The sequence below is a fragment of the Lacrimispora sp. BS-2 genome (assembly GCF_040207125.1).
In the GTDB taxonomy this organism is placed as follows: Bacteria; Bacillota; Clostridia; order Lachnospirales; family Lachnospiraceae; genus Lacrimispora.
This window is the reverse complement of sequence record NZ_CP157940.1, coordinates 1712294-1734887: the sequence shown is the minus strand read 5'-3', so window position 1 is coordinate 1734887 and position 22594 is coordinate 1712294. Positions and strand designations below refer to the sequence as shown.

The window sequence follows — 22594 nt, the reverse complement described above, 5'->3', positions numbered from 1 at the left end:
TATTTAGAATAGATGGTTTTCTCATAAAACAGTTCATTTATGTGAATAGAGAAATAAATTGTATTGTAATAGGAATTTCTTTTGCAGGCGTGCTTTCTATTCTTAATATAAGCATACCTTCTTTCACTATATAATTGATTCCGGGTTGTATAACTCCATTTACAAAAAGATTTTGATAGGAAGTTTGTTTGGGATCAAGGATTCCTTTGTCACCATACATAATCAATTCATCCGAATTTGTATAAATTCTCTCTCCATTTGAAAGCGTGTTATATTGATATGTTTCTGCTTTTAGGAGCTGGCCTGATTCGTCCTTTATAATTAAGTATTCAAGAGTAATGGGTACTCCTTTTTGAGGTGCATTAGCTGTTTTCAGGATTAAAAGACCCGGTTCTACTGTATAGACAGGTTCTGGCTGTAATACTCCATTAATAAACAGACTGAAGAAAGACACATTATTTGGATCAGGTATGCCGTGGCTGCCATACAGAAGCAGCTCGTCATCAGAGGTGAACTCCTTTTTTATCCCATCGGACACAGTGTTATATTGATAGTTTTCTGCATTAAGAATCCGCTTCCCTTTGTTGTAAAAGAATCCGGTAACTTCTGCCGTCATTACCACGGTACTATAAGAATTTAAGGCTCCTATATTCCAGATAATCTGAGTGTTATTCCTGTTTACCGTTCCTTGTGTAAGGCTGACAATATGAAAACTTTCAAATGCATCTAATAGTAAATGATCTGTCATAACAATATTACTGACCGGCCCATGTCCGTTGTTTGTTATTTTAATTTGGATTCTCCAGGTAAAGGGGGTATTGCCACTGACTTCTAAAGGCCCTGATACAATGTATTTTTCTATGGTCAGATTGCCGAATATATCCGCACACCGGTTATTCCCGGAAACATTGGTTGAATTATCTGAATAAAATTCAAAGTCAGGAATTAATGTTTGTACAGTTTCCGCTGCCTTAATCACAATATATGCTTTGACTGAAAAATATAATTCACCGTCTCGTTCCATAAACGCTTCTAAAAGTTCTGAAGTGGTTTCTACCACAACATGAGAGGACAGGTCATCCTCTGATTCTGGGAAAAGCATAATTATGTTCTCTTCTATATTTGGCAGACTGCCTTGGAGGACAGTATCATTTGACGTTGTTATTTCAAAAGGCAGTTTTAAGAGGAAGCTGACTTTTTTGTAATTTGATTTTTCTTCCAGGTCGGTAATTGTCAGAGAGTTTTCAGTGATAACTCCGGGTTTAAAAGTAATACTCTTAAAGTCATGGTCAGCCATATCCACACAAACATCTTTAACACAATATTTTTGTTTATATTGAGGAAAGGCTTTGCCCACAACAGGGATTCTTTTTTTATTATGCTTACAAACACAAACTCTGATTGATGATCCGGAAGATATCTTCGATATGATACATGCGTCTGAATTTGGGTTTGAAGCCGTTCCAATAGCTTTGGTAAGAGAACGCAGCCCGGCAGCATGGAAAGAGCCTTCCACTTTAAAAGTGGCTGTTAATGTACTGCAGGGAAGAAGTTCTTCAATATTCCAGATTATAGAGTTATCAGAAACAGAAATATGACCTGAAGATATGGATTTCGTACATACACTATGAAGCTCATCAAACAGGATATAATCTGTCACAATAACATTTTTTAAAACATCATTTGTGGGATTAGTGATTTTTAGGGAAAACCACCATTTTTTAACCTGACCCAAAGGTACACTCAACGGTTCATTTAGTACAAAGTTTTGCAGCAATAATTCTTTTTTTACCGGTTCAGTGGCTGGGGATACCGTGATTTGAAAATCCCGGGAAGTATTTGTAAATAATTTGCCCGTACCTATATGACCGATTCCTGAAGCGACATCTAAGCTTCTGATCCCATCTGCAGAAAATGAACCGATGATGTCTGCCACAAGGATGGAGTTCTCTGATTTGTCCAACATATCAATGTTCCAGAGAATCTTATTGTCTTTTAAAACAGCAGTTCCATAAGATACACTGACGATTTTAACACAACTGATGTTTTCAATAAGCAAAACATCTTCCACAAAAATATCAAATATTTTATTATCACTAAGATTGGATAAGTTTATTTCAACTCTCCAGGCGTTGTTCTTCTTAACATTTACTTTTGCAGGGCCGCATGTAGTGATTTTGTTAATATTCAGGCCTTTTCCCACATTTATTGGCGCGGTGCAGATGATATCGGTTTTCATAGGTCCGGAAAGACTGTTTCCGGCTGCAAGGCCACTGCTGATGCAGCGGATACCGCTGGCAGAAAAGTAACCCTCTGCCTTAAAAGTTGCAGTGACAGATTCTCCTGCATCTATCATGTCTATATTCCAGTTAATAACCCCTTCATCAATTAAAATGTTACCATGAGAGGAGGATAAGATTTTTACATTTAAAACAGAATCCAATAAGATCTGATCGGTTACAACAATATTGTTGATTGGTATATTGCCTGTATTATTTACTGTCAGCATGAATTCCCAGCAGGTTATATAACCGGTGAGAACAAAATCAGGCCCGGCTTTTATAACTTTCTCCAGTTTCAGGGGAGATAGAACGGTATCCTTAATGGAAATCCCCACATCTGTTACAGGCCCAACGGAAATATGGCCTGAAGGTATTGTTCCTTTTGCTTCAGCAAAGTTAAGGTTCGTGAATTCCTCATTTTTAAAGGCAACGAAAAGAATAATGATAGTGGAACCTATGATAGGAACATCTTCAGTTTTAAGCAAAAGGAGATCTTTTTGAATTTCATAGTTAACCTTTGGCTGCAATACTCCGTTAATAAACAAATTATAATAAGAAACACTATCTGGATTAAGTATGCCTCTGTTCCCATATTTTTTTAATTCATCATTACTTGTGTAAACTTTTTTTATGCCATCAGACAAGGCATTATATTGATAAACATCTGCATGTAATAGTTTTTTAGAAAACATAGCAATCACTCCAAGAATAAGGATATACTATTTTATTATTTTATGTATTCCATAAAAAATAGGTTCTTTATTATAAAAATAGAAATCCTTGAAAACAAAAGGATGTGCAAATGATTACACATCCTTAAATATAATAGTTACGTTGTTACTGTGGTTGTAGAATCAGATACCGGAGCAAAGTTATTTACAATTAAGGTAATTGGTGCGCCAACAGGAACTGTAGCTGCATCAGTAATAACAACCTGCGAACCGTCGGTACTGACTGTATACAAACTGGATTGCTGTAATACGCCATTTATAAATAAAAGGTAATATCCATTATCTGTAGCAGCAGTGGTAAGATTACCTGTCATAATATCACCATTGTTATCCGTAAATTGAGTAGCTGGAATAGTAATTGTACCACCAGTTCTTTCATCTTCTCTCAGCTCATAAAAATATTTATCAACTTCCGGATTAATAGCAGTATCGGTTGTAGTAGTAGCATCTATTACGAGTTTGAATAATTGCGTAGCCATTATTGACCTCCTTTCTGCTTATATTTTAGGTGTCTGCAAAATTTTGAATGCCATATAAATTTCAGCTTTTTAATAAATTTCACAACCACTTATTATAGTATATTAATAAATCTTTGATTTGTTTCCAATACGGCTTTCCCGGACTGGATTTGCCAACAAGGCATGAATAAATATGGCTTGAGATAACAGTAATTAATATAAAAGACAGAATCATACTTCATTACATCATATGTTTAAGGCAAGAAGAAAAAAAGGAAAAGATTAGAGGCGTGAGAATGGATTAAATAAAGCAGAATAAAGTTAAACAAAATGCAGTTTTTGTATTATGAACTGAATACTTTGCTATCTCAAATTTCCTGTTGCACCTGGCGGCAGAAATCCGATGATTCTGCGGAATAAAAGAAAAGCACTTTGAGCAGATTCGATAATTGATCTGTTAAAATACATATTTTATAGTATTTTATTAAATAAACAAAAGATTAACAAGATTAATGCGAATGTTTTATACATAGCAAGAGGAATATTGAAAACAATGTAAAAATAAGGTATAATTAGTCAAAATTCAAAAAGTCTAATGGTATTGAGTCAAGAGGAAAAAAATAAATGAAAGAGTTAAAAAGCCACCTTAAAGGCTTGCTTGACGGTAAAAAGGCAACACAAACTTAAGCCCTGCCCTTGTGCTTTAAAAAACAGGGCGGCCTGTGGTTGAGGACTTTAGTCCTCGACCGGGATATATAGGCGGTTGTCTTTCAGCAGTCGAAAAACCAACCGAACCAGTTTTCGGGCAGTTAAAGCGAGCGCACGTTTGTGCTGAAACCTGTTGACCTCTTTGTATTTGAGGTCATAGCCAATGCCAACGTAAAGTGGGTTCATCGTATCACCTCCTCTCGGTGGGAATTTTAGATCAGCAGGCTTTGAGATACCCATGATAACCGGAGCATCAGCAACCTCGCGTATTAGAATCACTCCGAAGGAAACCAATGCGATATCCCTCACTGCCAAAAGGGAGGTCTTACCTTCGGCAAACAGCTAATGAGTTTGCAGCTAACTTCCGGAACAGGGGAACAGACTTTCGATGAAGCAGCTATTCGGCTCAACGGGAGGAAAAAGACCTGTTTAATAAGGTTAGGAAATGGCAAAATATTTTTGTTAATTGACCACAATATCATTTCTTTGCGGCGTTGCAACGTATTTTGGGGTATAAGCTTAGCTTTATAATACTTATCTGCTAACGTTACTATGAATAAATCGAAATATATAGGAAGATAATAGTAAAAATAAAACTATTATTGATACATGAGAGAACGTCAAATAGATGCAGGAGACCAGCTATGAAAAGTCAAGCATAAATTTGTAGGAAATTTCTTTTTTGTATCGATGGTAAAAAAGAGTAACTTTAATAAAGTTCCCTAAGGGTGCATTTTCAAAATCTACCGATATTGGTATACAGATCTTTTAATCGAGATTAAATTCAACTTCGTCAGTAAGCATCTTCCAGATGACCCTGACAAGTTTCCGGCACAATGCCAAGAGCATTATAATGAGTCCGGCCTTCCGACATCTTGGTATCATAATAAGCCTTGAAGGTGGCATTGTTTTTCATAACGTTATGAGTTGCATTTACAAGGGCGTATCTAAGTTATAAAAAGTAAAGAACCTGTAGGATTCCTGAATCATAAGCGTTTTGGCAATGATGTAAGTGCCGGCTTTGTCCGTCTTTTTCTTGCGTATGTTATTTTTACGCATAGTAGATGTCTTGATCGGGTTGATAACACACACATTGAAGGAACCGGCAACAAGGTATCGGACCAGGTTGTCGCCATAGTGTGCCGTTGATTCAAGACCGATGATGTTGCTGTCATGTTCGTGGGAATCGGGTTTAGAGACTAGCATTTGGAAGCCATCACCGTCATTAGAAAATATGAACGGCTCGATGAGTACTTCGCCATCAGAAGATATGGCGGAGGCGAAATAATAGAGTTTGGCAATATCAATACCAACGTAAATCATGAGGTTAACCCTCCTTTTCTAAAAGTCTGATACCGTGATATTCACCAAACATTATCATCGTAGACTTGACTGAAATAAGTACTCAGGAGCAATGCTGCGGCACCTCCAGCTAATAAACAATTCAGATAAAGGTAGCGGCAATACACTCCTATAGAGTAGTCAAAGCTACAGGGCAATAATCAAAAGTCCACAGTATCTGAATGTATTGAACCACGATATTAAAAAGAAAGGAAGCTATGGTGTTTAACTTCTAAAAACATTATACAAGATTAATATGGCAGCCAAAATAAATTTAAACGAAGTAACAATAACTGAATTAAGTAAAATAATAAAAAATAAAACTTTCTCTATAAAAGAGATTGTTTCACAATATTTAGAGCAAATTGACTCTTTCGACAAAGGTTTTAATGGATTAAATTCTATTCTTGAGATAAATTCTGATGCTATTACAATAGCAGAAGAGCTTGATGAAAGAAATAAGGATGATTCTGGTTTGCTTTATGGGGTACCTATTCTTTTAAAAGATAATATAAATACTGCAGATAGATTGCACACATCCGCAGGATCACTGGCATTGGCAGATTCAAGCCCAGAAACGGACGCTGAGATTGTAAAAATTTTGAGAAAAAAAGGTGCTGTTATTCTTGGCAAAACAAATATGACTGAATTTGCCAATTATATGACGAAAGGAATGCCAAACGGATATAGTTCCAAAGGAGGAATTGTAAAATCACCATACGTTTTAGGTGAAAATCCGGCAGGCTCTAGCACCGGTTCAGGAGTTGCAGTAGCAGCTAATTTATGTACGGCAGCTTTTGGCACGGATACTTCTGGCTCTATCATATCCCCCGGTTTAAAGAATGGTATTGTAGGGTATCGTCCAGGCAAGGGGACTTTGAGCATAAAAGGGATTATACCGATAAGTTTTACTCTTGATATGGCTGGTCCCATGACAAGAACCGTTAAAGATGCAATCATTATTTTTAATGAAATATCAGCTAATAAAATACACTTTACAGAAAAGACAAATCTTAAAGGTACTGTAATAGGAATTGATCAATCTGCCATAGATAATATGTCGCAGGAAGAAGAAAAGAAGGCTAATGGTGTTTTAGATAACTTAAAGGAAGCTGGTGCAATCTTAAAACAAATACATCTCAACACAATTCCTAATAAAAAGATAGATATCATTAAAAAATATGAGTTTAAACATGCGATGAATCAATATTTAGCTGAATTACCGTTAGATTATAAAATAAAAAATTTAAAGGAAATAATTGATTTTAACAATATTCATAAAGAAGAAACTTTAAGATATGGTCAAATATTATTAGAAGATGCCCAGAATAATACCTCTGGTGAAATGACAGAATCTATTTATCTGGATATATTAAAAGATATAGAGTTCACTAAACTATATATGAAGGATCAGCTTAAGGATGTAAATGTATGTATTATATTTAAAGATCACCCAATTGTTCAATATACAGGTTTACCGGCGATTACAGTACCCTGCGGGCTATATAATGATGGAATGCCTTTTGGAATAAATATCACCGCCCAAACTGATGAAGAATTATTAAACACAGCTTATGCAATAGAACAAATCGCAGGCAGAAGAGTTGAACCTAAATTTATTGGGTATTAAAAAAGCTGTGATTACACAATCTTTGGGATACTCCTGATATAAGATATGTTGATAGTTATACAAGGACAGAACAGTTATTTCAAGGTTCTGTCCTTGTCTGTATTATAACGCTGTTTCTTGGGATATCCCCTATAAAACTTGAATTGTTATGCCCAGTTTCCCTTATATCATCATCTGTTTTCTAATATGATTAAAGTTTAACTAATGTATTTAATTATTCTATAATATATGCACTAACAATTTCGCCGTAATAGGCAGTATGAAAATCTTTATTTGCCATAGGAAATGAACTGTCAACATTTTGAGGATGAAATTTCTTTTTATTTTCCTCGGTAATTGCATGGCTGTCTTGTTTTTGTTTGTATATAATTCTGCACTCAAGTGTTAACGGAAGTTCTTTGATTGCTGGAACCGAAATGATATTAGGGGCTTCGAGTGTTAAATTAAGCTCTTTGATTTTATCAACTTGGCGTCCTGATTTTGTCCCACAAAATCCCAATATTTCTTTATTAAACGGTCCATAGGGCATATTTATTGTAAATTCAGGGTTTTGTTCAAGCTGATGCTTGGTAAATCTATTTTCTCTAACAAGAACAGTAAATATCGGCTTCTTTTCTTTGCCTCATATCTATACAAAGGCAAGCAAGGTCCGGAATATACCCAATAGAGATATTGAAGAAGGTCGATTTTTAAATATAACAGATTGTACAGTGGATATACGTTTTGTGCCAACCGGTAATCCCTCATTCACTTATTGATATGCTTCTCTCCCCACTGATACATAAGATCAAGGATAGGAATAAGCGTTTTCCCCTTATTGGTCAATGAGTATTCTACTTTAGGAGGAACTTCGTTATATTGTTCCCTATGAATCAATTTACTTGCTTCCAATTCCTTTAGTTGGTTACTCAATGTTCTATGTGCAATAGGCTGCAATTCTTCTCTTAACTTGTTATACCGTATTATTTCGGCTTTATAGATTTCCCATAAGATAATCCATTTCCACTTGCCCTCGACTACTGACATTGTGTAGTACATGGGGCATTTTCCGAATCTGCTTTCAAAGTCTATCATATAAACCTCCAACACTAACCAAAAGTTTAGTATATAACAAATATGTGCATACTTGTATACTTTTGTATAAGGATATATAGTTTTAAGAGTAAAGTCAAGAACAATCTTTAGGAGGAAGAATTTTATGAAAGTTATCGCAGTAAATGGAAGTCCAAGAAAAACAAAAAACACTGCGACCCTGCTTGAAAAAGCACTTGAAGGTGCAAAATCCCAGGGAGCCGAAACGGAGTTAATCCATCTTTACGATCTGGATTATAAAGGCTGTATAAGCTGTTTTGCCTGCAAACTGAAAAATGACAAGAGCTATGGGAAATGTGCATATAAAGACGGATTGACGCCTGTTCTTGAAAAAGCAGCCAATGCAGACGCAATCATTCTTGGTTCCCCGATCTATTTTGAATCGGTTACGGGCAATATGCGCTCTTTTATGGAGAGATTGATGTTCCCATATCAAACCTATACAACCGGCTATAGGAGCGTATTCGGAAGAAAAATACCGGCCGCATTTATTTACACCATGAATGTAACGGCAGAGCAAATGAATGACTTGGGATATGTACAAGGATTAAGATTTTCGGAAATGGATTTAGAAAGAGTATTCGGCTATTTTGAAGCATTAGTTGTCAATGATACATATCAGTTTGATGATTACTCGAAATATGTGATTACTACCTTTGACGGAGATAAAAAGGCTAAAGTAAAGGAAGAACAATTCCCTGTCCATTGCCAAATGGCATATGATTTAGGCGTAAGGTTTACCAAGATATTTAAATAATCAGGAGGAAATCAACACAGAATTTGACAAGTTGATACGTTACAGATATTCTGTGCTAAATTCAATGGTCATTAGAATTACAGCAGCAAAGAATGTTAAAACCCTCGTTCTGCTGAATCGTAAAGACCAGCAGATCAAAGGTTTGTGTGTGTGGAGAGGTGTAGGCGCGCTTTTGTACTCAATTAAAGTGAAATATGTTTCCAATTACCGTGGTGGGATAAGGAAAATGAACGTTTTGAAAAAAATAGATAAGCATTAAACTGTAGAAACACCAGTCATATTTAGGCAGATGACTGGTGTTTTATTATAGATGTGTGAGCTGGCTAGCCAGAGTGAATTGATTCGATATTATATATTTTAGGAATACCAGAGAATATTAATGATATCTATGTCTGAAAATTGCCAGATAATTTTGAATCAGTATGATATACTTAAATAAAGTTAATTCTCAGGTGATTCCATTGAACGTACGAAGTATATTATTATGTAAGAATGACCTTATGCAAGCAATCGCTCAAATGAGAGTAGCTTCCATGTTTATAACAGGAGATGATAAAGAAATGAAGAATGATGTTGGATTGTATGCGGCATTTAAGGCGAAGGACGCAAGGTTTGATGGCCGTTTTTTAATGGGAGTGTCATCAACGGGAATATATATTGGCGTCCCTGGCGCAGTTATGCTACGTTGAATCTTTGGAATTCACTATAGGAGGTTTTTTTATGTATTATACAACGGATTACAGTTCACCTTTGGGGGTGATTAGACTGGCTGCTGATGACAGGGCTCTGGTGGGATTATGGCTGGAAGGGCAAAAGTATTTTGGCGGTACAATAAAAGAAAAAATGGCAGAGGATCATAGCCGTTCTATTTTTAAAAATGCAGAGGATTGGTTAGACCGGTATTTCGCCGGTAAGAAACCTGCGGTTTCCGAATTGCCGATAGCGCCAATTGGTGGTAAATTTAGGCAGGGAGTGTGGGAAATCCTTTGTCAAATTCCTTATGGCCAGGTAGTTACTTATGGCGATATTGCGAGAAAAATGGCGGAAAAGATGGGGAGAAGCAGCATGTCCAGTCAGGCGGTTGGCGGGGCAGTTGGCCATAATCCCATTTCTATCATCATTCCCTGTCACCGGGTTGTGGGAGCCAACGGGAGTTTGACCGGATATGCAGGCGGCATTGATACGAAATCAGCTCTTCTTACATTGGAGGGTGTGAATATGGAACGCTTTTTTGTTCCGAAAAAGGGGACCGCATTGTAGTAAAAATGGAAAGTGGAAAAATGAGGATTATTGAGATGGGGTAAATGGTTATCTCATCTAAACTAGTTAGTAAGAGTGGTTGCTATGTCGTATAAAACTCCATCTGCAAGTCTTTATTCTTTCGCTCTAACTCAGCTACTTTATTACGAAGTTCCTCTTCCGGAGTCCGGCTCGATTGTGAACCGATACGCCTGCCGCGGCGGTCTTCCAGACCGGCTGCCCCCATTTTCTCATATCGTACTACCCAGTTACGGACCTGTTGATAAGAGCAGTTATATTTGAGTGCCATCGCACCATAATTTTTATCATTATCCAAACAATCCTTTACAATAATCAGACGTTCTTCAGGTGTTGTAGTTTTCGCTTTCTTCATAGAGGCACCTCCGGTGGTTTCTTTTAACGTTCCACCAGTATTATACACCTTGATCCATCGTCGGAGTTGGGTTCGAGAACGAATTCCGTATTTTTTACAGATATCATTCTGAGAGCCGTTTCCGTTCAGGTAATCGTGGATAGCCTGCAACTTTATATCTTTTGAGTAGGACTGATTATGTATTTGATTAAGCAATCCTGACGGTCCTATTTCTTCATAAATACGTACCCACCGCCACTCATGGTTCGTACCTCCAGTTGCTCAACCTTCCGTTTACCCATAAGTGCAAAATCCTATTGATTATTATAACAACCAAAGAATACAGAGAAAACTATTCGTAATGTCCCAATGGAGTATCATCAGAAATATTTATTAACGGCATAAAAGTACCGCCAGTCAAAATGACTGACGGTACAAAAACCATTTAATTATTTACTGTCCTTTTGACAGGGAGCACACCACTTCCATATGTGGATAGCCTATGGCCTTTTTTTATTTATTATTTAAAATAGCAAATTACATTATTTCCTGTATCCACATTTGGGACATACACCATTTTCGTTTAACGCAATTCCGCATAATGGGCAACGGTCTATATCTTTTTGGGGTTCGTATTCTTCAATAGCGCCATTTACTCCGCTGGTAAACGTGATTTTGACTATATTTAATTTATCTTTTAGTAAATCGTAAACTATTTTAATCATACCTTCAACGGTCATTGTTTCTTTCGTAACAACTAACCGACATTCCGGATACGCTGTTGCAAGTTCCGTTTTGAAAGCGGGACCTTTTTGCTTATTGGTTGGTGCGCCGTCCTTAATGCCTTGTGCTTCGTAGACGCCGAGAATTGCGGGCAGCAAAGGATCGTCTTCCCTTAAAACCAAAGCATGGTCAAAGTTTTGTAAAACTTCCCAAGCGGTTTTCTTAATTTCATTGCAGGGGAATACCATATTGACTCCCGCGTTAATAGTATCTTCGACTTCAATTGTCAGTATACCCGTATGTCCGTGCAAATATTGTGCTTCTCCTTTGAACCCAAAGAACCTATGTGCATATTGCAAATCGAATGTAGTAAAACTTTTCATCTTTATTCTCCTTTGTAATATATATTTACGGGTTGTTTTGTTGCTCCCGTATGAGCACATGTTTGATTTTGACAGTTTGCCTGTATTACCGTATCAAAAACTATAGATCGCTAATTGGTACTTCGCGTGTTTATATTGTAATCAATTTTGATTGGTATGGGATAGTTTAATAATATTATATATTAAAAAGTATATAATATCAATATCATAATGGAATAATTTTGAACAATATTATAAATTAGTCCTATTTATCTGTGTTTTATAAAATTTTCATAATTTTATCCGATACTTGTATAAATATCTTGCTTTACCAAAGGTATTCTTGTTTGTAATAGTAGCATAATTATCCCGCGTTAATTTATATCCGCGAGTTTCTAGATCGTTCTTACTATGTTTAGTTTGCCGGGACTCATCTTCATGATTTTTACCTCTATTGTGGTGGGCAACCACTAAATACGTTCTCTGAGAGCCGCAATGTGATTTCCGCGGTGAGACCAGGGGCGCTATGAGTCTATACACCACGGAGCTGATTCAATTTGCTATTTACTGCTATCTTCTGCAAATCTATGTACTTTTTTCGGAAGAATGATATAATATAATATGGCTTATAGTTCGAGAAGGTCTTCAATTGTGAATTCAAGGGGACTAATGAATCTCCTTTCCTATACCCAAAAGTAGCAGTAATGAAGATCATTGATTTTGGCGTGGATAGGATTGTTTATGTTTCTTGCAAGCCGGCTGGCTTGGCTAGGGATTTGGTTGTTCTTCAAGAGAGAAGGTTTGTTGTATGGATATGTTTCCTTTGACTATGATTATCAAAATATTTTGGAAAAGAAAGGTCTTGAAATAATAAGGATACTTAATATCTATAATAGAGATCAAATTATTGAAAGATATTTGCACTAAAATAAGAGTATAAAGGGCTGAGCTAATAGCATAAGGCTATACAGCGAGGAAAAAATTATGCACACACCGCGAAGAATGATATTTACAGAAGAGCAAATGAAGCAGATATTTGACACAAACTTGATTGATTTCGCTGTGAGAAATAGTATTGATTTATGTTGGCGGATTACTTATTTTATTGAGAAAAATGGATTAAGAAACAGGATATGATGGAGGTTAATATGAAAGTGGGATTGATACAAATGCCAGTCACAAGTGAAAAAGAAAAGAACCTTTCATATGCTGTGCAGAGCATTTACGAGTGTACCAAACAAGGTGCAGAGTTGGTTATACTTCCTGAAATGTTTATGTGCCCCTATAGTAATAAGAATTTTCCAGTTTATGCTGAACAAGCAGGGGAACAGACATGGAAAATGCTGTCTGATGCAGCAAAAAATAACTGTGTATTTCTTATCGGCGGAAGTATGCCAGAAAGAGATGGAAACCAAATATTCAATACTTCGTTTGTATTTGACCCTGCTGGAAATGAAATAGCGAGACACAGAAAGATTCATCTTTTTGAGATTGATGTCAAAGGCGGGCAGAGGTTTAAAGAGTCTGATGTTTTTTCTGCAGGAAACAGTATTACTATGTTGGAAGCTTTCGGTATTAAAATAGGGCTTTGCCTCTGCTTTGATATGCGATTCCCTGAGTTGAGTAGGATTATGACATTGAAAGATGCGCAAATGATCGTTGTTCCTGCTTCTTTTAATATGATAACAGGTCCTGCCCATTGGGAGCTTTTATTCCGTCAGAGAGCAGTTGATAACCAATTGTATACTATCGGTGTGGCTCCTGCTAGGGATGAAAATGGTCCTTACATTTCATATGGAAATTCTATTGTGGTATCACCATGGGGAGACATTGTTTACCGCGCTGACGAAAAGCCGACAACTGCTGTAATCGATATTAATTTGGAAGTAAACAAAAATATCCGAAGTAAATTGCCGCTTTTGAGTGCCAGAAGAACAGACTTATACAAAGTAGAGGAAATATAGGTGGTGCTTTAGGCAGCCTTAAATCTTAAAATCTATGGCATAATCTAAGAGCAGAACATGGACGTAACAGAGCCATTCAAAAAAGAGACTTAGCGTCTATTTTGTCTGGAATAATCATTCCGCCAAGGCCAAACCACGTCTTCCAGAAATCCGAATTACAGCCTCAACAAATTGTGAACGAAAGGATATTAAACTTCCAGGTCATGATGGAATGGAAGTTGCTGAACAACTACTGATGTGCTATATCGATTTACCTCCAATTTAAAATAGGCTAAGCGTTAGGTGAACTTAAACAACCTACAGATTTAGCCTATTTTTATTTATTCACAGTATTTTCGAATGAATTTACTTTATATTATCATATAATTCAATATCCAAAGTTACCGGATCTTTGTTGTGAAGATTTGCCAATATCCATTAAAATTACATGCTCCGTTTAAGCAATGCCAACGATCATTAGCTGCCCTGTTTTCCGATATCACAACGCCGCATCTCTTCGGCGGAACAGGGCAATCCCCATTCCAGTCAGTATGATTGTCACAATACATAGTGCCAGCGGCGCGGCCATTGGCTGGACGGCTTTCAACGGTGTAATCCAGGAGAAGGGAGAGAGGGCGTAGAGTACTTCGGGAATCTGCTGCTTCCGATCATCCACCTTGGAAATGCACCAAAAAGCAACAAGGCGATACCACCAATAATCCAGACTGCCGGAATCATTCCCGCCATTTCAAAGAAAAGCCGGGAAAGCGCCCCGCGGTCTCCTGTGCCGATTACCGCACCCAAGCCTACACAGAATCCAGATACCAGCATAATAGCCGCCGAGCCGCCGAAGCTGTAGACCATATGGCTCAAGAACAGTCTCTTTCGATGCACCGGCATAGACAATAATGTCTCACCTTTGGCCGTCTCCTCCCGGCGAAGAATACTTGCCGACATAATCACATAAATAGAGATCAGCATCCCGAAAATATACAACATCAGCGATAAAAACGCCCGGTCTATACCGCCCAGCCGCTCGATCAACTCTGCTAAAGCCTTCGCTGAACTGACGGCGCTCACCATCAAGTAACTGGCACAGCCGATCGCGAAGGAAAAGATTCCGTAAAAGCAAAACCATGCGAGAAACAGGCTCTTTTGCGTGCGCCAAGCAAGGGCACTAAGATTACGAAGCCCCGGCTTTGCGAAAGCCCTGCCCGTTCGCTGGGGAACAAGCCCGCCGTGGCACTTACAAAAAACTGCGCGGCTACTCCTGCCAGAATTCCCAACACGCAGGAAGAGGCAAAGAAGCCCGGGCAGTGGGCCAGTGAACCGGCAAACCCCAAACCAAGTGCAACCATTGTGAATACGGCCAGCACTGCCGCAATAGAGTTGATGATAATCATATTCACAAGCGCCGCCGTCAGGGTTGCAAGACTGCCGGTGACGTTGGCGTCCAGCAGCTCCCGCTTGCCCTGTTCTTCGGCCAACCGGGTGTGGCGAATCATGTGGACCACGCTGAAAATCCCGCCCAACAGCACCAAAAACACTTTGGTACGACAAGTGACAAATCCGGCCACTGAAATATCCAGCAGTGGCCCGTGTATGGCCTCTGTCAATGGATCAATGAGACTGACACCCATCTCCACCAACGCTTCCTGCGTAGGAAACAGCACCAGCGACGATATCGTGTTAATAGCCAGCCATACCCCAGGCAGCAGCAGCCAGATAAGTGTGAAGATGCGGTTTTGCCGCAGATATAGCTTGGTGAGAGAAAGTGTGCCGTGAAAATATTTCATCACTTTAAGCGCCCCCTTTCGGCATCCCTCTTGTAGTAGTTCAAGAATAACGCTTCCAACGTAGGCGGTTCCTGTTGATGGATGAGTGCTTTCAGTTCTTCCATACTGCATTCTTCAATCATTTTTCCTCCACGGATGATGCCTATTTGGTCGCAAACGGCTTCCACTTCCGAAAGAATGTGGCTGTAGAGAAACACTGTCTTTCCCGCAGTCCGCATCTCCTTGACGCACTGCTGGAATACGCCCTCCATCAGCGGATCGAGGCCGGTTGTGGGTTCGTCGAGGACAAGCTGCTCCACATCAGCCACAAAAAGTCGGTTGAAAAGAAACCGATATTTGAGCGAAGTGAAGAAGATAAAGCAATGTTAGAAATGTATGGCAAACAGATTGATTTTACGGATCAATCAACAATGGAGCCGTTGGTTGCGTATGTTACAGGAGTTACAGAGAACAGATAATTTGAATTTTCCTGAAATTAAAAGAACGGAGGCCGAGAACGGCAGCGAGGCTCTATAAACCCAGAAATGCCGGCTGAGAAAACCTCAATCAGGCATAACATTTATTTTCTGTTTGGTCCTTGCATAATACAAAATCAAAAAGAACATGGCGATACCTCCTAAGATACCGCCATATCCTTAAAAGAGGCAAATGTGTACTTACTTAAGGTTCTATTTAATTTTTTCATTAGCGTCTGTATAGTGGATAGGAAATTAATTTTATTTACTTCCGAACTGGTCTGATATACTTAAAAAACCGTTCCGGATTAAAATAAAAGTAAATTATTCTACCGGGGGAAGTATCAAAGCAGTAACCAGCACCTGGGATAGTATAAGCTTCGAGGACAAGCAGGACTTTTAGCCCTGATATATTCATAAGGATGCCATTTAAAAAAACATTTATCCTGAGTTGCTCACAATTCTAAAATTAACGTAATATAATAATGTATAAGATGCAGGTAAAAATTATTAAATTTGTTATCAAATATAATTCCTAAACAATGGAGATTTTTATATGAATTATGAATGTGAATGTGAATGTGAGTACTACTGCGATGACTGTTGTGAGAAGAAACAAGAAAAATCAACCCCAACTGCATTAAGATGCGGAAGTCCAGGATTTGTTGTATTTCCTTATTTTACTGGAGTAGGTATAACGCGTACGATTGCTTCATTACAGATTGATACTTCAGAATATGAGCATCCCTGTATCCTGCTTTCATTTGCTGCGAATATTGTTATAGGTTTAATAGGCAGCTATAGATTTCAAATCTTCAAAGAGTGTTCAGATCAGCTGGCTCTCATTCCAGTTGGCGGAATATATGAATATTCCACAACAGTTTTTGCAACTATAGCTGATTCATTTAATTTTAATGTATGTGATTGTGGTTGCGATTCCTGTATGAATGACTGCTGCACCTATCTGGTTGTAGTTACGTTTGATGTCAGTCCTATTATCGGTGGTGCAACACTCAGCGCCATTGTTACCGATAATGGCTGCGACTGCTAAATTCAGTACTGATTTTACGGCAATACCTATTTTTTTGATAGTTCCTCTTGAGTTAATCCTTTCTTATATTCTCAAATAGCAGCAATGAAGATCATTGATTTTTACATGGACAGGTTGGTGTATGTTTGTTGTGTGAAAGTTCATCTAGCCATAGAGGCAAAACCGCCGTTAGGCTACTGCATTTTGTACAGACGCATAGCTATCCTGCCGCCATAACAACGGTTTTTTATTACCGTTGTTATGGCGGCAAGTGTATACATTACTTAATGTTCTATTTGATTTCTTCATTAGCGTCTGTGTAATGGATAGGAAGTTAATTTTATTTACTTCCGCACTGGTCTGATATACTTAAAAAACCGTTCTGGATTAAAATAAAAGTAAATTAATCTGCCGGGGGAAGTATCAAAGCAGTAACCAGTGCCTGCAAAATCAAAAGTTGCCATTGCCTTTTCAATCTTTTCCTCTACACTACGATTTTCCTGCTCATAATCGAATGGCCCATGTTCAAAAACAATATACTCGGCTTCGGGAATATCAGCCATAAGCATTTGCGGTGGCACTTCCCCTTTATAATCAAAAGGAAGTCGTACACCCCAACACTCTGTACGCGGAATACCCCAGTCGCAGAGCCTACCGTTTGGGTCGTTAATGTACGCCATAATCTGACCGCTTCCGCAGTTAGGTTCGCTTCCGCCATCGTCATCTAATTTGCCCTTGATACTATCGAGTAATCCGCAAATTGTTTCGTAGTCCTGTCCAGGAATAAGACTTTGCTTTTGCCAAAAATCCCAATACCCATTACTTTCATAGTTTTTAATGTGCAAAAATTTGTGTGCGGGAATGGTTACAAAATAAATTTTAACATTATCTGTAGATTTCATCATTCCAATCTCTCCTAATCCTAAAAAGTAGCGGTCGAAAGGGTTTATTTTTGTACGAAGAACGACAGGCTTAGGCTTTTTTCGGTATTCACTTGGAGTGACACCATATGTTCCCTTAAAAGCTCTGGTAAAAGCTTCATGTGATGAAAAACCATAATCAAAAGCAATATCTAAAAGGCTTTTTTCACTATCCCGAACCTCTTTTAGTGCAAAGGCTAATTTTCTATGCCGCAGATAATCCCTAAATTGCATACCCGATATTTCTTTGAATTTTCTCGTTGTATAAAATTCGGAATAACCCAGCCTGCGAGAAAGAAAGCGTAGTGTCAAGGCTTCGTCATTATAACTTTTAATACATTTGTCAATTTCATCAACGATTATTTGAATTTGTTTCTGCCACTCGTACATTTGTTTATTCACCTCGTTTCAATCACCCTGCATTTATTATAAAGAAATAGAGAGATTGCTGCTTGATTTTACTTGCTGTTATTTCATTTTCCTCTTTTAAATTCTGCATCTTTTGATTTTTCTGTACCTCTTGGTATCATCCATGCCCGATCACATAGCCGGTTAACTTTCCGTTAACCAAATGTCTAAAAAATTTGCAAAAATCCTTAACAGCACCTATATTTTATAAAATTGGATGACAATTAATTCCAATATATAGTTTTACTTTACCATATGAGAAGATAAAATGTCGATAAAACGCCCATTAAATTTGAGTTTTTGCTGATTTTATAAGAAAGGTTAAAAATTTAATTTAAAAAATTAACGAAAAATGCTATACTTGTACAGTAAATACTACACGTAAATCTTTTGGGAAAAAGCACAAAATCAAAGGAGAAAAAAAGAATATGAGAAAACTAATTGCCAGATAGAGGCATATTTTGGCGGCGTCTGCACACGTCACATGGACTTTATCCAGCAACAGGGCATATGTACATATATTATGAACCGAAAGCTTCGAAAGCTGTTAAAACGTTTCGAAAGTTTTAGAGATGTTTGAAAAGTCAAGCGTCATCATAGCCCATGTCCTGATCCAGGAAAAGAAAATAAGCAGGAATCTTCATACACTCGATTTTCATCATGTTAATAAGCGTATGAAGGATTTTGAGCCAAGTTTAAGGTGTTGACAAAGGCCCTGCATTTTAGGAGGTAACCTCTCCGGGCATAAAAACAGCGCCTTAGGGTTATTTTGTGAGTATATATTTTTTCCGGTAATTACGTTTACAGCTGGAATGCTCTTCGTAGACAATAATTTATTTAAGGGATATTAACATTAGGATTATATTGTGTATTTTTCATATATCTCTTTTTAAATTTATTTTTTTAATATTAGATAGACAATAAAAAGAATAAATGAAAATCCATTGGTGAAGAAGAAATATAATGTTGCCAGACTTCAGGATCCCGCCCCGATCGATCCAGCTAGGGTCCGATCACGCCCTCCAGGCATCAGAATCATCTCAGCGAGGAATGTGGAAACCGTTTGACTGCTAAGCCGGAAAGAGCGGTAAACAACGGACTTTCAGAATTTTGGGTGAATAATTAGAATTAAGGAAGTAGTGGCTTAAATAGAATGCTGGGGGAGAGAACATGAAAGATTTCAAAAAGCTAATGAATACAAGTGAATATAATTTCCTTAGAGAACATGAAAGGTTAGGGAATAGAATTATCCTTCTTGGTCTGGGTGGAAGTTATGCTTATGGTACAAATAACGGGGATAGTGATATTGATTTTCGGGGTATTACCTTGAATATGCCATCTGATCTTATTGGCTTAACTGAATTTGAGCAGTATGAGGATGGAAAAACGGATACAGTGATTTATGCATTTAATAAGATAGTGAAGCTGCTGCTTGAGTGTAATCCAAACACTTGTGAGATTCTTGGACTAGACGAAGAGCAGTATCTGATAAAGACGAAATTGGGTCAGGAACTTCTTGATAATACGGGGATTTTTCTATCAAAACGGGCAGCAAAATCCTTTGGGGGATATGCCAGTGCACAGCTGAGACGCCTCCAAAATGCGATAGCCAGGGATTCCATGCCGCAGACAGAAAAGGAGAGACATATATTAAATTCGGTCAAAAATGCATTGGAGGACTTTCAGAGACGTTATGCCAGTTTCGATAGAGGAAGTATACATCTTTACATAGATAAGGCTGAAAACCCGGAATTGGATACGGAAATTTTTGTGGATGCGGTCTATAAACATTTACCGCTTCGTGATTATGAAAATATGTGGTCTGTCATGCATAATGTTGTGAGGGATTATGATAAGATAGGAAAACGTAATAAGAAAAAGGATGATAATCATTTGAATAAGCACGCCATGCATTTAATCCGATTGTTTATGATGGCGATAGATATCTTGGAAAAAGGTGAAATAAATACGAATCGGAGCAATGACCTGGATTTGCTTATGAAGATAAGAAATGGTGGGTTTCAACGAGAGGATGGGACATTTGACATAGAATTTTATGATATACTTGCTGATTACGAGGGGCGGCTTAAAAGGGCGGTTCAAGTAAGTGTTTTACCAGATAATCCGGATATGGAAAAAGTAGAGGCGTTTGTGGAGTATATTAACAAAAGAGTAATAGAGGGTGATTATTAATGTGTGATATTACAAAAGAAATTGAACAAAAGTTATTAGAAATTGAAAAGAATGAAAATGTGATTGTACTGCATGCGGTGGAATCAGGGAGTCGAGCGTGGGGATTTGCTTTACCGGATAGTGATTATGATGTGCGATTTATTTATGTCAGAAGAAAAGAAGATTATCTTAAGCTCAATGAATCAAGGGATGTTATAGAATGGCAGCTTGATGAAGTGCTGGATATCAATGGTTGGGATTTAAAGAAAGTATTAAAACAGTTTTACGGGGGAAATGCGACTTTATTTGAATGGAGTAAATCCCCGATTGTATATAAGACGACAGAATTATGGAAACAGATATATGATGAGGCAAAAAACTACTTTTCTGTGAAAGTGGCAGCATATCATTATTACGGAACTGCAAATAGTACGTATAACCGGTATTTACAGGAAGAGTCGGTAAAATATAAGAAGTATTTTTATGCTTTAAGGCCGCTGCTTGCAGGAAAATACATACAGGAATGTCAATGTCCGCCACCAGTATTATTTGATGATCTTATGAAAATGGATATGCCGGCAGAACTGCGTAATGGAATTAATGAGTTGCTGGAAATCAAAAAAAGGAGCGACGAACGAGAAAAAGGTGTGCAGATTCCTATTATCCGGGATTTTATTATCAGTGAAATAGGAAGACAAAAAAACTATGTGGAAGGCATTGCAGATGATAGAAAGCGTGAATGGAAAAGTCTAAATGATATTTTTTTAAAGACTTTGGGATAATTTTGATATATTATATTTATATGGTTTGAAAATTTGAGCGCAATGGAATCAGGAAGAAAATACACAACCATGGATTATGAGCATAACAGGAAACCGACAAATTTTAAATTAATGGAGCTTATATTATGATGAATTTAATACCAGATATAAGAACTAAAATACACTGACGGGGCGAGAATGGGTGGAATGAAGATTAGTTTTCAAGAGGGTTCTTATACAAAACCATTACAAAAAGAAAAAGCATACTCTATTCCGGGAATCATCCTGTTATGCTTTGCAATTGTACACAGTTTATCACTTGTTTTTACAGCAGTCAGTATGCTTGCAGTACTTCTGACTACTCTAACCTTGCTTACATCTGTTTTATTTGTTCCCATGCTGTCTTTAATAACTATCGTACAGGCGATTCGGTATCGGAAACAGAAAATATATTTTAGAAACAGCCTGCTGTCTGTCTTGATTTCCATCGGGTTAATTGCGTGCGGATGGTTTGTTGAGCCATACATATCTCCTTTGCTGTCAGATTTTAAAACCGATTTGCAGATTAGCAGGTATCAAACTGTTGTAGATAAAATTCACAGGGGAGAGATAGAAAAAGGTACTGCTTTTTCTGTAGGTGGCGAAGCTGGTCATGAGGATGTGGCTTTTCTGCAATATGCAATTCGTTTTGGAGCTTCTGAATTTATGGTTTATTCCGAGGACGACCGGATTGATACAAAGTTATTGATGGAATATGATTATGAAGACAGAACCGATATAAGGATAAAAGAAAACTGGTATCGGATAAGGATTGAGGACTAAGAAGTATCCCGCCAAGGTCCAATGCATTTGGCGTGTTTTGGCCTCGGACTGGAAATATGATCCCGTAGACGAGGGGGGGAGTAAAGTGAAGGTATACTTATCCCTATAATTGATTGTTTTGACGGGATGTTTACTGTCCCTCGTCCATCAATAACACTATGTAAATTTATACTTATGATAGATAATACTTGTTTTATGGTGGGTTTAGTATTTGCTGCCGGCGAACCCGCTCCTTAACCTGATTCAGAAAGGAAACTGGTCCCAGCACCCGCACCAATGGGCCAAATGCCAGCACCTGAATTAGCAGCTCGGTTTCCCTGGTTTTGTCGTAGTAGATGGAACAGCGATACTTACCTGTTTCATCTACTCTTTCGACTTTTTTCTGATAGCAGGAAAAGTGGAGCATGGTTCTTTCCAGTGCATTACGCTCGTCTAAAATCTCCATAACAACTAATGTGGTTTTCTAATGAAGGACGGTATTTTTATTAAAACCTTATACTGCGGCAAATACTGGTATCCGGGAATGGTTGGTTATCAAGTTGTAATTGAAGAAATGGAAGGTTCAGTCGATTTTGGTACATTGCCGGTAGA

Annotated in this window: 21 protein-coding genes and 2 pseudogenes; 11 read left to right on the top strand and 12 right to left on the bottom strand. The window is 37.8% G+C overall.

The window, feature by feature from the left end:
* Positions 1–37 precede the first annotated feature (37 nt).
* From ABFV83_RS08220 to ABFV83_RS08205, 4 genes are all read right to left on the bottom strand, one after another.
* A complete protein-coding gene (locus ABFV83_RS08220) occupies positions 38–2974 on the bottom strand; it encodes a DUF4183 domain-containing protein (RefSeq protein ID WP_349948399.1) in 2937 nt (978 codons plus the stop codon).
* A gap of 137 nt (positions 2975–3111) precedes the next feature.
* Complete coding sequence (locus tag ABFV83_RS08215) at positions 3112–3492, bottom strand: DUF4183 domain-containing protein (RefSeq protein WP_349948398.1); 381 nt, start codon at positions 3490–3492, stop codon at positions 3112–3114.
* Positions 3493–4206: 714 nt separating this feature from the next.
* Positions 4207–4365 (bottom strand): hypothetical protein, encoded by a 159-nt coding sequence (locus tag ABFV83_RS08210; RefSeq protein ID WP_349948970.1) that lies wholly within the window; start codon positions 4363–4365, stop codon positions 4207–4209.
* A 747-nt stretch (positions 4366–5112) separates the two neighbouring features.
* Positions 5113–5502, bottom strand: coding sequence for an IS110 family transposase (locus tag ABFV83_RS08205; RefSeq protein WP_349948397.1), 390 nt, complete (start codon positions 5500–5502; stop codon positions 5113–5115).
* A gap of 274 nt (positions 5503–5776) precedes the next feature.
* Between ABFV83_RS08205 and ABFV83_RS08200 the strand changes: the two genes are divergently transcribed.
* Entirely contained in the window at positions 5777–7150 is a 1374-nt protein-coding gene (locus ABFV83_RS08200; RefSeq protein WP_349948396.1) for an amidase family protein, read from the top strand.
* Positions 7151–7364: 214 nt separating this feature from the next.
* On the opposite strand, the pseudogene ABFV83_RS08195 reads toward ABFV83_RS08200, so the two are convergent.
* Both ABFV83_RS08195 and ABFV83_RS08190 read right to left on the bottom strand, forming a co-directional pair.
* Positions 7365–7760 (bottom strand): annotated as a pseudogene (locus ABFV83_RS08195) (flavin reductase); the annotation flags it as partial.
* A gap of 137 nt (positions 7761–7897) precedes the next feature.
* A complete protein-coding gene (locus ABFV83_RS08190; protein WP_349948395.1) occupies positions 7898–8224 on the bottom strand; it encodes a helix-turn-helix domain-containing protein in 327 nt (108 codons plus the stop codon).
* A 124-nt stretch (positions 8225–8348) separates the two neighbouring features.
* On the opposite strand from ABFV83_RS08190, the gene ABFV83_RS08185 reads away from it, so the two are divergent.
* From ABFV83_RS08185 to ABFV83_RS08175, 3 genes are all read left to right on the top strand, one after another.
* Positions 8349–8999 carry a flavodoxin family protein gene (locus ABFV83_RS08185; protein WP_349948394.1) on the top strand — a complete coding sequence of 217 codons (651 nt, stop codon included), beginning with the start codon at positions 8349–8351 and terminating at the stop codon, positions 8997–8999.
* A 560-nt stretch (positions 9000–9559) separates the two neighbouring features.
* Positions 9560–9688: an Ada metal-binding domain-containing protein gene (locus ABFV83_RS08180; protein WP_349948393.1), complete on the top strand. Its 129-nt coding sequence runs from the start codon at positions 9560–9562 to the stop codon at positions 9686–9688.
* 31 nt (positions 9689–9719) lie between these two features.
* Positions 9720–10259 carry a methylated-DNA--[protein]-cysteine S-methyltransferase gene (locus tag ABFV83_RS08175; RefSeq protein WP_349948392.1) on the top strand — a complete coding sequence of 180 codons (540 nt, stop codon included), beginning with the start codon at positions 9720–9722 and terminating at the stop codon, positions 10257–10259.
* 82 nt (positions 10260–10341) lie between these two features.
* Here ABFV83_RS08175 and ABFV83_RS08170 read toward each other — a convergent pair whose 3' ends face one another.
* The gene (locus ABFV83_RS08170; protein WP_349948391.1) at positions 10342–10827 is read right to left on the bottom strand and encodes a helix-turn-helix domain-containing protein; all 486 of its coding nucleotides are present in this window, start codon (positions 10825–10827) and stop codon (positions 10342–10344) included.
* Between the two features lie 326 nt (positions 10828–11153).
* Positions 11154–11717 carry a 6-carboxytetrahydropterin synthase gene (locus ABFV83_RS08165; protein ID WP_349948390.1) on the bottom strand — a complete coding sequence of 188 codons (564 nt, stop codon included), beginning with the start codon at positions 11715–11717 and terminating at the stop codon, positions 11154–11156.
* Between the two features lie 662 nt (positions 11718–12379).
* On the opposite strand from ABFV83_RS08165, the pseudogene ABFV83_RS08160 reads away from it, so the two are divergent.
* Together ABFV83_RS08160 and ABFV83_RS08155 are read left to right on the top strand one after the other, a co-directional pair.
* A pseudogene (locus tag ABFV83_RS08160) lies at positions 12380–12567 on the top strand (hypothetical protein); the annotation flags it as partial.
* A gap of 277 nt (positions 12568–12844) precedes the next feature.
* Positions 12845–13660 carry a carbon-nitrogen hydrolase family protein gene (locus ABFV83_RS08155; RefSeq protein ID WP_349948389.1) on the top strand — a complete coding sequence of 272 codons (816 nt, stop codon included), beginning with the start codon at positions 12845–12847 and terminating at the stop codon, positions 13658–13660.
* A 582-nt stretch (positions 13661–14242) separates the two neighbouring features.
* Here ABFV83_RS08155 and ABFV83_RS08150 read toward each other — a convergent pair.
* Positions 14243–14683 carry an ABC transporter permease gene (locus tag ABFV83_RS08150; RefSeq protein ID WP_349948388.1) on the bottom strand — a complete coding sequence of 147 codons (441 nt, stop codon included), beginning with the start codon at positions 14681–14683 and terminating at the stop codon, positions 14243–14245.
* Between the two features lie 38 nt (positions 14684–14721).
* Positions 14722–15438 carry a hypothetical protein gene (locus tag ABFV83_RS08145; RefSeq protein WP_349948387.1) on the bottom strand — a complete coding sequence of 239 codons (717 nt, stop codon included), beginning with the start codon at positions 15436–15438 and terminating at the stop codon, positions 14722–14724.
* 74 nt (positions 15439–15512) lie between these two features.
* Here ABFV83_RS08145 and ABFV83_RS08140 point away from each other — a divergent pair, with 74 nt between their 5' ends.
* On the top strand, positions 15513–15893 hold the full coding sequence (locus ABFV83_RS08140) for a hypothetical protein (protein ID WP_349948386.1): 381 nt from the start codon (positions 15513–15515) through the stop codon (positions 15891–15893).
* Positions 15894–16446: 553 nt separating this feature from the next.
* Positions 16447–16941 carry a DUF4489 domain-containing protein gene (locus ABFV83_RS08135; RefSeq protein WP_349948385.1) on the top strand — a complete coding sequence of 165 codons (495 nt, stop codon included), beginning with the start codon at positions 16447–16449 and terminating at the stop codon, positions 16939–16941.
* A 323-nt stretch (positions 16942–17264) separates the two neighbouring features.
* Here the strand turns inward: ABFV83_RS08135 and ABFV83_RS08130 are convergent, their stop codons facing one another.
* The gene (locus tag ABFV83_RS08130; RefSeq protein ID WP_349948384.1) at positions 17265–18230 is read right to left on the bottom strand and encodes a helix-turn-helix transcriptional regulator; all 966 of its coding nucleotides are present in this window, start codon (positions 18228–18230) and stop codon (positions 17265–17267) included.
* 1188 nt (positions 18231–19418) lie between these two features.
* On the opposite strand from ABFV83_RS08130, the gene ABFV83_RS08125 reads away from it, so the two are divergent.
* From ABFV83_RS08125 to ABFV83_RS08115, 3 genes are all read left to right on the top strand, one after another.
* On the top strand, positions 19419–20441 hold the full coding sequence (locus ABFV83_RS08125; protein ID WP_349948383.1) for a nucleotidyltransferase domain-containing protein: 1023 nt from the start codon (positions 19419–19421) through the stop codon (positions 20439–20441).
* Positions 20441–21202 carry a nucleotidyltransferase domain-containing protein gene (locus tag ABFV83_RS08120; protein ID WP_349948382.1) on the top strand — a complete coding sequence of 254 codons (762 nt, stop codon included), beginning with the start codon at positions 20441–20443 and terminating at the stop codon, positions 21200–21202. Before ABFV83_RS08125 ends, ABFV83_RS08120 begins: the two co-directional genes overlap by 1 nt.
* A gap of 177 nt (positions 21203–21379) precedes the next feature.
* Positions 21380–22003: a hypothetical protein gene (locus ABFV83_RS08115; protein WP_349948381.1), complete on the top strand. Its 624-nt coding sequence runs from the start codon at positions 21380–21382 to the stop codon at positions 22001–22003.
* 193 nt (positions 22004–22196) lie between these two features.
* On the opposite strand, the gene ABFV83_RS08110 is transcribed toward ABFV83_RS08115, so the two are convergent.
* Positions 22197–22448 (bottom strand): hypothetical protein, encoded by a 252-nt coding sequence (locus ABFV83_RS08110; protein WP_349948380.1) that lies wholly within the window; start codon positions 22446–22448, stop codon positions 22197–22199.
* Positions 22449–22594: the final 146 nt, after the last annotated feature.